Origin of the sequence: Paenibacillus sp. FSL W8-0919 (assembly GCF_038003785.1) — a bacterium.
GTDB classification, from domain to species: Bacteria; Bacillota; Bacilli; order Paenibacillales; family Paenibacillaceae; genus Paenibacillus_AQ; species Paenibacillus_AQ lactis.
This window is the reverse complement of sequence record NZ_JBBOPV010000001.1, coordinates 1,174,125-1,186,880: the sequence shown is the minus strand read 5'-3', so window position 1 is coordinate 1,186,880 and position 12,756 is coordinate 1,174,125. Positions and strand designations below refer to the sequence as shown.

Here is a 12,756-nt window from a genome sequence, read left to right as displayed (position 1 = left end):
AGTCGAACTATAATAATGTATAATATAAAGGTGAAGTTTCGCTGCGATGAGCGCAGTGGAATAGATGGAGAGGTTGATCATGACGATCAAAGCCGTGAATGAAGTGGTGGCCGGCGTAAAGCTGGCTAAGGATGTGCATACGCCTTTAGGGGGGCTTTTACTTCATAAGGGGAAGGTACTGCTGCCTCGCGATCTGGAAGTGCTGAAAGCATTTATGGTCGAGCAGGTGGATATTGAGTCCGTCGATGGAGAGAGCACTCGAATTCCAACGGTGAAATCTGCAGGGCAGAAGCCCGCGTTGATTTTTGCGGAGAGTTCGCAAGGAAGCGGGGACGAGGAGGCACCGAGTCGCAAAGACCTTCCATTGCATGAAGAGTATGACAAGACTCTGACTCTGGTCAAAAGCTGTTATCAGTCGGCGATTACCGGCGAGCTCCGCATGTACGAGATCCGGAATCAGATGGAGAACCTGCTTAAGCATCATAAGGATTATCAGATTCTTAAGTTTATTCCACGCATGACGAATCGCCATGATTACCGGTATCACAGCTCGGTCTTGTGTGCTCTTTCTTCCTATAAGCTGGCGCAGTGGCTCGATCTTCCTCAGAAAGACTGGATGCAGGTGGCCTTTGCGGGGCTGCTCCATGACATTGGAAATGCCAAGATTGATCCAATACTATTAAATAAGCCGTCCAAATTAACCGATGAGGAGAACGAGGAAGTACGTCGTCATACCACTTACGGTTATCAAATCCTTAAAAATGTTGCCGCAGTTAACGAAGGGGTTCGCCTAGCGGCACTGCAGCATCATGAAAAAGTGGACGGGTCCGGCTACCCTCTGGGTCTGGAGGGCAGCAAAATCCATATTTACGCCAAGATTGTGGCTGTTACGGATATCTTCCATGCCATGACATTGGACAAGTTTTATCGGAATGCACAGTCTCCTTACTTAGTGCTGGAACAAATTCAATTAGAGGCGTTCGGCAAGCTGGATCCGAAAATCGTCCAGACTTTTATCCGTAAAGTAACGGCTCTCCATTCCGGAACGAAAGTCCGGTTAAGCAATGGAAGCACAGGGGAAATCGTGTTTACCGATAGTCAGCATCCGACCAGGCCAATGGTAGCCGTCCAAGGCAACATCATGAATTTAATGCAGCAGAGGCAGATCTACATTGAGGAAGTTATTTCCTAGGCAATAAAGGTTGACCTAATGATAAAAGCTGTGATATATTATTCCTTGCCGCTTTTGAAGCGGATGTATATCACGGCTTTTTCGATAAAAAAGTTTTTTAAAAAAAGCTTGCTAACTTCTCGAAAACATGATATATTATAAGAGTTGCTGATGCGAACGAGATTCGCCGGTAATGAAAAGGTTGATCTTTGAAAACTGAACAACGAGTGAGTAAAAACGAACCGCTTCGGCGGGGAGTTACAATAGAGAATTGAACAAATTCTCGTCAGTTTTTCTAATGAGCTTAATCGCTCTTTCAATCGATCGTCCTTCGGACGATCTTTATTGGAGAGTTTGATCCTGGCTCAGGACGAACGCTGGCGGCGTGCCTAATACATGCAAGTCGAGCGGAGTTGATGGGGTGCTTGCACTCCTGATGCTTAGCGGCGGACGGGTGAGTAACACGTAGGCAACCTGCCCTCAAGACTGGGATAACTACCGGAAACGGTAGCTAATACCGGATAATTAAATCTGCTGCATGGCAGAGTTATGAAAGGCGGAGCAATCTGTCACTTGAGGATGGGCCTGCGGCGCATTAGCTAGTTGGTGAGGTAACGGCTCACCAAGGCGACGATGCGTAGCCGACCTGAGAGGGTGAACGGCCACACTGGGACTGAGACACGGCCCAGACTCCTACGGGAGGCAGCAGTAGGGAATCTTCCGCAATGGGCGAAAGCCTGACGGAGCAACGCCGCGTGAGTGATGAAGGTTTTCGGATCGTAAAGCTCTGTTGCCAGGGAAGAACGTCTCATAGAGTAACTGCTATGAGAGTGACGGTACCTGAGAAGAAAGCCCCGGCTAACTACGTGCCAGCAGCCGCGGTAATACGTAGGGGGCAAGCGTTGTCCGGAATTATTGGGCGTAAAGCGCGCGCAGGCGGTTCTTTAAGTCTGGTGTTTAAACCCGAGGCTCAACTTCGGGACGCACTGGAAACTGGGGAACTTGAGTGCAGAAGAGGAGAGTGGAATTCCACGTGTAGCGGTGAAATGCGTAGATATGTGGAGGAACACCAGTGGCGAAGGCGACTCTCTGGGCTGTAACTGACGCTGAGGCGCGAAAGCGTGGGGAGCGAACAGGATTAGATACCCTGGTAGTCCACGCCGTAAACGATGAATGCTAGGTGTTAGGGGTTTCGATACCCTTGGTGCCGAAGTTAACACATTAAGCATTCCGCCTGGGGAGTACGGTCGCAAGACTGAAACTCAAAGGAATTGACGGGGACCCGCACAAGCAGTGGAGTATGTGGTTTAATTCGAAGCAACGCGAAGAACCTTACCAAGTCTTGACATCCCTCTGAATCCTCTAGAGATAGGGGCGGCCTTCGGGACAGAGGAGACAGGTGGTGCATGGTTGTCGTCAGCTCGTGTCGTGAGATGTTGGGTTAAGTCCCGCAACGAGCGCAACCCTTGATCTTAGTTGCCAGCACTTCGGGTGGGCACTCTAAGGTGACTGCCGGTGACAAACCGGAGGAAGGTGGGGATGACGTCAAATCATCATGCCCCTTATGACTTGGGCTACACACGTACTACAATGGCTGGTACAACGGGAAGCGAAGCCGCGAGGTGGAGCCAATCCTAAAAAGCCAGTCTCAGTTCGGATTGCAGGCTGCAACTCGCCTGCATGAAGTCGGAATTGCTAGTAATCGCGGATCAGCATGCCGCGGTGAATACGTTCCCGGGTCTTGTACACACCGCCCGTCACACCACGAGAGTTTACAACACCCGAAGTCGGTGGGGTAACCCGCAAGGGAGCCAGCCGCCGAAGGTGGGGTAGATGATTGGGGTGAAGTCGTAACAAGGTAGCCGTATCGGAAGGTGCGGCTGGATCACCTCCTTTCTATGGAGTACCTCGCTTCCGTAGCGAAGCGGTACAAATAAGGCTGACTGTAAAGTCGCCGATTCCTTTGCGAAAGCAAAGACACCAAATCAGGTTTAGGCCTGTTACTCACTCGTTGGTCAGTTTTGAGAGTTCAACCTCTCATTTGATCCTTGAAAACTAGATAACGAAACGAATTTGCGTTTTAGAAATATCCTTCTCTAACGACTTGTGTCAAGTGATTGACCAAGAAGTGAAAGAGTAGCGTTAGAGCGAAAGATTCGTGACAGGTGATCCTTTGGAAGCTTGTTTCACCATTGAGTGGTTTTATCCAATCAGGAAACAAGCGAACAACAGAGCACATGGCACGAAGCTGGAGCGACATGGTTAAGCTACTAAGAGCACACGGAGGATGCCTAGGCGCTAGGAGCCGATGAAGGACGTGGCGAACAACGATACTGCCTCGGGGAGCTGTAAGCAAGCTTCGATCCGGGGATGTCCGAATGGGGAAACCCAGCTGGTGTAATAGCCAGTTACCCGTATCTGAATACATAGGATGCGAGGAGGCATACCCAGGGAACTGAAACATCTAAGTACCTGGAGGAAGAGAAAACAAGAGTGATTCCGTCAGTAGCGGCGAGCGAACGCGGAACAGCCTAAACCAGAGAGCTTGCTCTCTGGGGTTGTGGGACGTCTCACATGGAGTTACAAAGGTTTAGATTAGACGAACAGGTCTGGAAAGGCCGGCCATAGAAGGTAAAAGCCCTGTAATCGAAAATGTGAACCCTCCGAGACGGATCCCGAGTAGTGCGGGGCACGTGAAACCCCGTATGAATCCAGCAGGACCATCTGCTAAGGCTAAATACTCCCTAGCGACCGATAGTGAAGCAGTACCGTGAGGGAAAGGTGAAAAGCACCCCGGAAGGGGAGTGAAATAGAACCTGAAACCGTGTGCTTACAAGAAGTCAGAGCCCGATCTATGGGTGATGGCGTGCCTTTTGTAGAATGAACCGGCGAGTTACGTTCCCATGCAAGGTTAAGGCGAGAAGCCGTAGCCGCAGCGAAAGCGAGTCTGAATAGGGCGCTTTAGTATGTGGACGTAGACCCGAAACCGTGTGATCTACCCCTGTCCAGGGTGAAGGTGCGGTAACACGCACTGGAGGCCCGAACCCACGTACGTTGAAAAGTGCGGGGATGAGGTGGGGGTAGCGGAGAAATTCCAATCGAACTCGGAGATAGCTGGTTCTCCCCGAAATAGCTTTAGGGCTAGCCTCGGAAATTAGAGTCGTGGAGGTAGAGCACTGATTGGGTGCGGGGCCCGCAAGGGTTACCAAGCTCAGTCAAACTCCGAATGCCATAGACTTATATCCGGGAGTCAGACAGTGAGTGCTAAGATCCATTGTCAAAAGGGAAACAGCCCAGACCATCAGCTAAGGTCCCCAAGTGTGTGTTAAGTGGGAAAGGATGTGGAGTTGCACAGACAACCAGGATGTTGGCTTAGAAGCAGCCACCATTTAAAGAGTGCGTAATAGCTCACTGGTCGAGTGACTCTGCGCCGAAAATGTAACGGGGCTAAACACACCACCGAAGCTATGGCTTGAATCGACTTCACTGCTTCTTTGAGGTAGTGAGCCTGAGTTGAACATTTTTGTCAGACTTGAAATGAAATCAAGGATGACCAAATGCTCTCAGGGGTTAAACACACTTCGAAGGCGGAGTGAAGTCGATTCAGGGGTAGGGGAGCGTTGTATGCAGGTTGAAGGTGTACCGTAAGGAGCGCTGGACAGCATACAAGTGAGAATGCCGGTATGAGTAACGAAAAGATCAGTGAGAATCTGATCCGCCGAAAGCCCAAGGTTTCCTGAGGAAGGCTCGTCCGCTCAGGGTAAGTCGGGACCTAAGGCGAGGCCGAAAGGCGTAGTCGAAGGACAACAGGTTGAAATTCCTGTACCACCGTAAACCGTTATGAACGATGGGGTGACGCAGGAGGGTAGTGACGCGGACTGATGGATGTCCGTCCAAGCAGTGAGGCTGATGTGTAGGCAAATCCGCACATCGATAAGGCTGGGCTGTGATGGGGAGTGAAAATTACAGTAGCGAAGGTCATGATCTCACACTGCCAAGAAAAGCCTCTAGTCAGGTGAAGGTGCCCGTACCGCAAACCGACACAGGTAGGCGAGAAGAGAATTCTAAGGCGCGCGGAAGAACTCTCGTTAAGGAACTCGGCAAAATGACCCCGTAACTTCGGGAGAAGGGGTGCCTCGGTAGGGTGAATAGCCCGAGGGGGCCGCAGTGAAAAGGCCCAAGCGACTGTTTAGCAAAAACACAGGTCTGTGCGAAGCCGCAAGGCGAAGTATACGGGCTGACGCCTGCCCGGTGCTGGAAGGTTAAGGGGAGCGGTTAGGGATTAGTCCCGAAGCTGTGAACCGAAGCCCCAGTAAACGGCGGCCGTAACTATAACGGTCCTAAGGTAGCGAAATTCCTTGTCAGGTAAATTCTGACCCGCACGAATGGCGTAACGACTTGGGCGCTGTCTCAACGAGAGATCCGGTGAAATTTTAATACCTGTGAAGATGCAGGTTACCCGCGACAAGACGGAAAGACCCCATGGAGCTTTACTGCAGCTTGATATTGGATTTGGGTACGATCTGTACAGGATAGGTGGGAGCCTAAGAAGCATGAGCGCCAGCTTGTGTGGAGGCGACGTTGGGATACCACCCTGATCGTATCTAGGTTCTAACCTGGTACCGTGATCCGGTACGGGGACAGTGTCAGGCGGGCAGTTTGACTGGGGCGGTCGCCTCCTAAAGAGTAACGGAGGCGCCCCAAGGTTCCCTCAGAATGGTTGGAAATCATTCGAAGAGTGCAAAGGCATAAGGGAGCTTGACTGCGAGACCTACAAGTCGAGCAGGGACGAAAGTCGGGCTTAGTGATCCGGTGGTACCGCATGGAAGGGCCATCGCTCAACGGATAAAAGCTACCCTGGGGATAACAGGCTTATCTCCCCCAAGAGTCCACATCGACGGGGAGGTTTGGCACCTCGATGTCGGCTCATCGCATCCTGGGGCTGAAGTAGGTCCCAAGGGTTGGGCTGTTCGCCCATTAAAGCGGTACGCGAGCTGGGTTCAGAACGTCGTGAGACAGTTCGGTCCCTATCTGTCGTGGGCGTAGGAAATTTGAGAGGAGCTGTCCTTAGTACGAGAGGACCGGGATGGACGTACCGCTGGTGCACCAGTTGTTCCGCCAGGAGCATGGCTGGGTAGCTACGTACGGACGGGATAAGCGCTGAAAGCATCTAAGCGTGAAGCCCCCCTCAAGATGAGATTTCCCAGTATGTAAGACCCCTTGAAGACGACGAGGTAGATAGGTTGGAGGTGGAAGTGCAGCAATGCATGGAGCTGACCAATACTAATCGGTCGAGGGCTTATCCTAAAAGTTTTCCAAAGGAAAACTCACTTCGGAAGCGTTACGCTTTGCATCGGAGGAGTGCTTTGGGACAATGCTACGGATTCTAATCAACGCAAAGACGTTTCGTATCTAGTTTTCAAGGTTCAAAAGATCTTGAAACGATTTTGAAGCTGCATGCCTTTTCTAAGGCTTGATATTTTGCTGGTGAGCAATCATTGAAGCAAAGCGCAGCGCAAAAATCACGTTTGGTGGCGATGGCGGAAGGGTTCCACGCGTTCCCATACCGAACACGACCGTTAAGCCTTCCAGCGCCGATGGTACTTGGACCGAAGGGTCCCGGGAGAGTAGGACGTCGCCAAGCGAAAAACCACTGTCGATGTAATCGATGGTGGTTTTTATTTTTGTTACCGAACCTATTCCTGTATCCTGGCCAAGCGTGTTAGTGATAACAGTACATTAGACTGCGTGCGGTTGTTCAGCCCCTTCCAGCTGTCAACGCCCTTAAAGCTGTTATATAACATGACGATTACTTTGACATAAACAGATGAAGATTTTGTTACCGTTACACTACAGAAAATCAGTATAATAGAATTAGTCATTCGTGGGTAGTTCATTACCGATTTATGCAGGCCATAGGTAGTAAGGCCTGATTGGGGAGGTTCTCCATTAACCAAGCAACCTTGAATACTCAACTGGAGACGGTTATTGTGGAGGAAAGGAGGACAATCATGTTGCGTAGAAAAGGCCTGCATGTTGCAGAAATCATATGCGCGGGTACGATTTTATTAATCGGATCGGGTTGCGGGGCATCCGCAGAACCAAGCTGGAAGTCCTTTGACGGTGCGGCCAATGTAAAGTCGTTCCCCGTCCCGAAAGAAGCCAATAAAACGGAACAAACAACGGGCAATAGCGACTTGGACTATGTACGCTATGCTCTTCCTGGTTTGAAAGAAGACGAAAATATTCCGGAGCCCTATTTGAAAGAAATCGAGTCCTGGGGCTGGACGCAGAAGGAAGTGGAGGAAAACGGCTCTTCCTTGGTTTTTGAAAAAGGAAAGAACATCGTCCATCTTACGGTTCATGACGGTTATTTGATCATTACGGTTCCCACTCAAATGAAGAAACAAGTGATTCAAGGCTTGGAAGGTAATAAAACGAATAAATAAAGACCTCATTCGGCTTCGGAATGAGGTCTTTATTTATGTATGCGCGATTTCTTAAATGCTTAGGGCTGAGAGCAGCTCTTATTTTTCTCGTAGAAGGCCTATTCAGACAATCACAGAATGGACGAGCGGATCCGATCCCTTCAAGATATACGGGTCCGTTCATTGCCTGTAGTAGGCGATGTCCTGATCATTCAGCTTGATCATGCCATCCTTCGGCAGGGAAGCGAACCGCATTAGAATGGTGAATCGGGGCAGAAGAAGCCACACATGCCAAAAAACAAGCGAGGCCGTAAACGGAATCGGCAACCACAGGGCCATGATGACACATAGGGAAAGTCCGACGAATCCCGTGTATATATGCACTTTGCTAAATATACGGCGGCTGATGTGCTGTTCCGGCGTGTATCCCAGCCAAGGAAGCTTAACCCGGAAACGCCATCGTTTTCGGTAATCAGGGCCGAGCAGCAGGAGCGTGGTATGCCCGATGACATACTGAATCCATAGGATGACAGGGAAGGCGATCAAGAAATACAACAGGATGTACGGGGACAACGTCCATATCCCGGCTGCTGCAGCGATTAAGGGCAGAATCAAGTAAGGAATGAGCAGTGGTTTGGATACTTGGATTTTTTTAATAAGCCGGTATTGATAAAAGGTGGCTTGACCGTGTGGTTCTGCCATGGCGCGATGCCGTCCCCCTTTTCATAGATCAACATTCGATAGATCGGCCGAAAATCGGCGTTTATGATATTTATCGGACAAATTCATATTTTTATTAAGCGAAAAAAATGCGGTACAGACACCGGGCATTCGTGCGACACATATCATAAAGCGTACAAAGATATCCTATGAAAAGGTTTAAAATAATAGAAACTGTGTCATACTAATAGTAAAAGGATCAAGGTGGGATGGCAATGGAAGAGCTGACCGAACGCGTCTGTATTATATGCAACCAGTCGAAGACGGAAGGCATTACGATTTTATCGCAATTCGTTTGCGAGGAATGCGAATCGGAAATCGTGCATACCAGTGCGGAGGATGCCAAATATCATTTTTTTATCCGGCAGTTAAAGCAGATTGCGATGCCTAAGAATGCATAGAAGGAACGCGTATAGGGCCTTAGCGATAGGCCTTTTTTTGTTGGGCAAGGGAATAAGGGAATGTGGGCATTAACCGTAGGCGAAGGTTTCAATATACGTTAAAATAGGTTAGAGAATGGAATCTGAAGGGATATGTCGATGACTACACATAAAGATCGTGCTCCGCTCATGGAGGCATTAACACAATATCGGCTTCGTGGAGCCTCATCGTTTCATGTGCCCGGTCATAAGAACGGCAGAGCCTATGGTTTGGACCCGAAATATGCTGAGATGCTGCAGGCAGCGATGCAGATCGATGTGACGGAAATTACCGGGACAGACGATTTATTTCACCCGGATGGGGTGATTCGGGAAGCGCAGGAGCTGGCGGCAGACTGCTTTGGTGCGGAGGAGAGTTATTTTCTTGTCGGAGGCAGCACGAGCGGAAATATTGCGCTTATTCTGACGGTATGCCAGGAGCCCGGCGATATCATTCTGGTGCAGCGGAACGTACATAAATCGGTGCTCCATGGTCTGATGCTGGCCGGAGCGCGGGCGGTTTTTCTTCAGCCGGGAATGGACGAGCCTAGCGGGCTTGCCGTCGCCCCTTCGCCAGAAACGCTGAGGAAGGCGCTGGCGGCTTATCCCGGGGCTAAGGCAGCCTTGATCACGATGCCGAATTACTACGGGATGGGAAGCGATATTACGCCGCTAGCGGACTTATGCCATGATCATGGGATTCCGCTGCTGGTGGACGAAGCGCATGGCGCTCACTATGGGCAGCATCCGCAGCTGCCAGCCAGTGCGCTCTCCTGTGGGGCGGACGGCGTAGTTCAATCCACGCACAAAATGCTGGCTGCCATGACGATGGGGGCGATGCTGCATGTGCAGGGTGAGCGGATCAACCGGCGTCTATTACGCCAGCGGCTGGCAATGGTGCAGAGCTCCAGCCCTTCTTACCCCATTATGGCATCGCTTGACCTGGCGCGGCGCCTGCTGCATACGCAGGGCGCAGGCGCCTTCACGGCGGGGCTCGCCGCCTTGGACGCCTTCCGGCGCGGCCTCGCGAAGCTGCCGCGCTTCGGGCTGCTGCAGCCGCCGCAGCCCGGGATCCCCGCCGCCGGCACGGCCGCGGCCGGCGGACAAGCGCCGCCGCAGGCTGAAGCGGCGGCCTATACCCGCCAGGACCCGTTCAAGGCGGTCATTTATGACCGCACCGGGGCCCTGAGCGGCTACGCACTGCAGCGCGCGCTGGAGGAGCGCGGCTGTGTGCCGGAGATGAGCGACGAGCAGCGCGTCGTCTTGCTGTTCACGCTCGGCTCGACGCTCGAAGATAGCAATCACGTCTTATGGGCACTTGTGCATATTGTAGAGCAAGAGGAGACGTCCTCGAAGAAACCGCACATAGCTGGGGAAGCCCCAAAAGGGAAGCCGGCGCAGTCCAAGGAAGAGCTGATTCGGATGCTGAAGGGGCGGGGAGATTTCATGAAGCATTACGAGCCGGGCGCCCGGACCGATGCCGCCCTCGGCACGAGTGACAACCTGTTGTTACAAGAATTATGCTCCCAATCCAATGTTTCCACGTGGAACAATTGGGACATGGAAGCTCCGTATTCCCATCCGATCCGCTTCTCGTTGAAGCCTATGGATGAGGGGCGTATCGAGCCGATGCCAGTAGAGCTTTGCGCAGGGAGGACGGCGGCCGAGATGGTGATTCCGTATCCCCCAGGGATTCCGATCCTCTATCCCGGTGAGGTCATCACAGAGGGGATGGCGCGGAGATTGGCCGATTTAAGAGATGCGGGAGCGAAATGCCAAGGCATCGCAGATTCATCCCTGGCTACAATCGTCGTATTTAGACGGGAGGGGGCGGCTCTCCCAGTAGATTGAACCTCCGCCTCGCGAAAAGCAACCCATGTACCACTTAACATATTTTTATGAAAGCAGGATCATTATGAATAATCGCAGACCACTATTTATCACACTTGAAGGAGGGGATGGGTCCGGCAAAACAACGATGATGGGCAGGCTGGCCGCTTATATGCAGGGCCGCTCGATTCCCTATCTGATTACCAGGGAGCCCGGGGGGATCGAGATCGCGGAGAAGATCCGCTCCATTATTCTCGACCCGCAGCATACTTCCATGGATGCCCGGACGGAGGCACTGCTGTATGCGGCTGCCCGCCGACAGCATCTGGTGGAGAAGGTAGAACCGGCACTGAGGGAAGGAGTGACCGTACTGTGCGACCGGTTTGTCGACAGCAGCCTGGTTTACCAAGGGTATGCCCGCGGCCTCGGCATGGAGGAGGTATGGAGCATTAACCGATTTGCGGTTGAAGGCCGAATGCCTGACCTCACGCTGCTGTTCGATATCGAACCGGAGATCGGGATGTCCAGAATCGAGGCCAATGCCGAGCGGGAAAAGAACCGTCTTGACATGGAAAGCATGGCATTTCACGGCAAGGTTAGGGAAGGCTATATGCTTGTGGCGGAAAACAACAAGGAAAGAATCCGAATTGTAGATGCTTCCAAAACGCCGGATCAGGTGGAGCGCGAGATGATCAAATACGTAGAAGACGCGATATTAAAGGATTTTTGAGGTTGTTTGTCAAATAATAGTGTTAGGGCGAAAATGCCCAAAATTAATAAGGAGGGTTTACCATGAAATTGATTGTTGCGATTGTGCAGGATAAGGATAGCAACCGTCTTTCCGCCGCATTGGTCAAAGCCAATTTCCGGGCCACGAAGCTTGCGAGCACGGGCGGTTTCTTGAAGGCGGGGAATACCACCTTTATGATCGGGGTAGACGATTCACAGGTCGAAAGCGTGCTTAGCGTCATCCGCACAAGCTGCAAGGTTCGCGAGCAGCTGGTCACACCGGTAACCCCTATGAGTGGCACGACCGACTCGTATCTGCCGCTTCCGGTCGAGGTTCAGGTGGGCGGCGCTACCGTGTTTGTGCTTCCAGTAGAAAGATTCGAGCATTTCTAAGAATAGATCCACGACATTTTGCGGATTGCAAGTAACGGATGTTTTTATTGGGATATGGGAACGTCTCCGACAAAATGGAGAAGCACAGCCATGCTGCCAGTCTGAATTCCTTCTGTATCATAATAAAAATAGTTACCGTAAATCGCAGAATAATGGAATAGGGACGCCTGTTATAGGCGGGTTCATTGTGATAGAAGCGGTCAGCGTCTCGATACCTGTTAAATCAAGGTAAATGGCTTGACAAGTTGACCGATTCAAGGTACGTTCACGTCAGGTGCTGGCGCTGATCCTGCTTGAAATGAAGCAAGGCATGACGCAAGCGGGGCTGCAGGGGGCAGGTTGGTTCTTATGGCGAAGCATGGGAATGGCCGACCCGAAGCGTCTCATTTACGATTATAATGCATGCCGGGGCAAGCATGCATGAATAGAGTTTCCTACGGCGCCTCCGTTTGCAACGGGGGCTTCAAATCTAAAGGCGGTGTATTCGGATGAAGATCAATCCGGGCTTTCGGCCCTTGAATAGTGGAATTCCTGCCCCCGATAACAGCAGCAGACCGGTCCAGCAGCGATCGTTCTCGGATATGATGCAGCAGCAAGGGGAACGGGCTACGCATGAGGAGCTGAGCCGCCAAATGCGTGAGATTGCGCTGCAGGGTGACCGATTAGCCAAATCGATGACCGTTCGGGAGCTTAAAGCGTATAAATTAATGGTTCGGCGTTTCCTGGAGGAGACGGTCCGGCGCGGGGTGAAAATGAAGGAAACCCGAGGCTGGGACCGGCGGGGACGCGGCAAGCGATATAATGTGATCGATGAGATCGATTCGGCGCTGCTTGAGATGGCCGATGAACTACTGGATACCGAGCAGGGAAGGATCGATCTGCTGAATAAGGTCGGGGAAATCCGCGGTATGCTGATTAATCTCGTATTTTAACGGCTTAAGGAGCATTTGTCCGCATGGGATTGGGATGCCCCTGGGCCAACTTTTTAGTTCGTAGGCTTGATGATCTTTTGGGTTCATAGGTTTAATGGTTATTTAGCATTATGGCATTATGGCTTTGTTATTAG

9 protein-coding genes and 3 rRNA genes are annotated in these 12,756 nt (G+C 51.5%); 11 read left to right on the top strand and 1 reads right to left on the bottom strand.

All coding sequences use genetic code 11. The features are described from left to right. Nucleotides 1-79 precede the first annotated feature (79 nt). From NST44_RS05095 to NST44_RS05075, 5 genes are all read left to right on the top strand, one after another. Nucleotides 80-1,192, top strand: a complete 1,113-nt coding sequence (locus NST44_RS05095) for an HD-GYP domain-containing protein (RefSeq protein WP_007129245.1) — start codon at nt 80-82, stop codon at nt 1,190-1,192. A 321-nt stretch (nt 1,193-1,513) separates the two neighbouring features. Next, nucleotides 1,514-3,067, top strand: a 16S ribosomal RNA gene (locus tag NST44_RS05090). 364 nt (nt 3,068-3,431) lie between these two features. Then, nucleotides 3,432-6,478 (top strand): 23S ribosomal RNA (locus tag NST44_RS05085). A 220-nt stretch (nt 6,479-6,698) separates the two neighbouring features. After that, nucleotides 6,699-6,815 (top strand): 5S ribosomal RNA (gene rrf, locus NST44_RS05080). The 16S, 23S and 5S rRNA genes sit together here, the layout of an rRNA operon. A gap of 367 nt (nt 6,816-7,182) precedes the next feature. Next, the gene (locus NST44_RS05075) at nt 7,183-7,620 is read left to right on the top strand and encodes a hypothetical protein (RefSeq protein ID WP_007132848.1); all 438 of its coding nucleotides are present in this window, start codon (nt 7,183-7,185) and stop codon (nt 7,618-7,620) included. Between the two features lie 159 nt (nt 7,621-7,779). On the opposite strand, the gene NST44_RS05070 is transcribed toward NST44_RS05075, so the two are convergent. Beyond that, nucleotides 7,780-8,301, bottom strand: a complete 522-nt coding sequence (locus tag NST44_RS05070; RefSeq protein ID WP_007132849.1) for a hypothetical protein — start codon at nt 8,299-8,301, stop codon at nt 7,780-7,782. Nucleotides 8,302-8,534: 233 nt separating this feature from the next. Here NST44_RS05070 and NST44_RS05065 point away from each other — a divergent pair, with 233 nt between their 5' ends. From NST44_RS05065 to NST44_RS05040, 6 genes are all read left to right on the top strand, one after another. Further along, nucleotides 8,535-8,720, top strand: coding sequence for a sigma factor G inhibitor Gin (locus NST44_RS05065; protein WP_007132850.1), 186 nt, complete (start codon nt 8,535-8,537; stop codon nt 8,718-8,720). A 138-nt stretch (nt 8,721-8,858) separates the two neighbouring features. After that, nucleotides 8,859-10,589, top strand: coding sequence for an aminotransferase class I/II-fold pyridoxal phosphate-dependent enzyme (locus NST44_RS05060; protein ID WP_340898092.1), 1,731 nt, complete (start codon nt 8,859-8,861; stop codon nt 10,587-10,589). 64 nt (nt 10,590-10,653) lie between these two features. After that, nucleotides 10,654-11,298, top strand: a complete 645-nt coding sequence (gene tmk / locus NST44_RS05055) for a dTMP kinase (protein WP_028406031.1) — start codon at nt 10,654-10,656, stop codon at nt 11,296-11,298. 62 nt (nt 11,299-11,360) lie between these two features. Continuing rightward, nucleotides 11,361-11,690 carry a cyclic-di-AMP receptor gene (locus tag NST44_RS05050; RefSeq protein WP_006207400.1) on the top strand — a complete coding sequence of 110 codons (330 nt, stop codon included), beginning with the start codon at nt 11,361-11,363 and terminating at the stop codon, nt 11,688-11,690. A gap of 274 nt (nt 11,691-11,964) precedes the next feature. Beyond that, nucleotides 11,965-12,114 (top strand): hypothetical protein, encoded by a 150-nt coding sequence (locus tag NST44_RS05045; protein WP_340898088.1) that lies wholly within the window; start codon nt 11,965-11,967, stop codon nt 12,112-12,114. 64 nt (nt 12,115-12,178) lie between these two features. Next, entirely contained in the window at nt 12,179-12,622 is a 444-nt protein-coding gene (locus NST44_RS05040; protein ID WP_007132853.1) for a YaaR family protein, read from the top strand. The last annotated feature ends 134 nt before the right edge of the window (nt 12,623-12,756 follow it).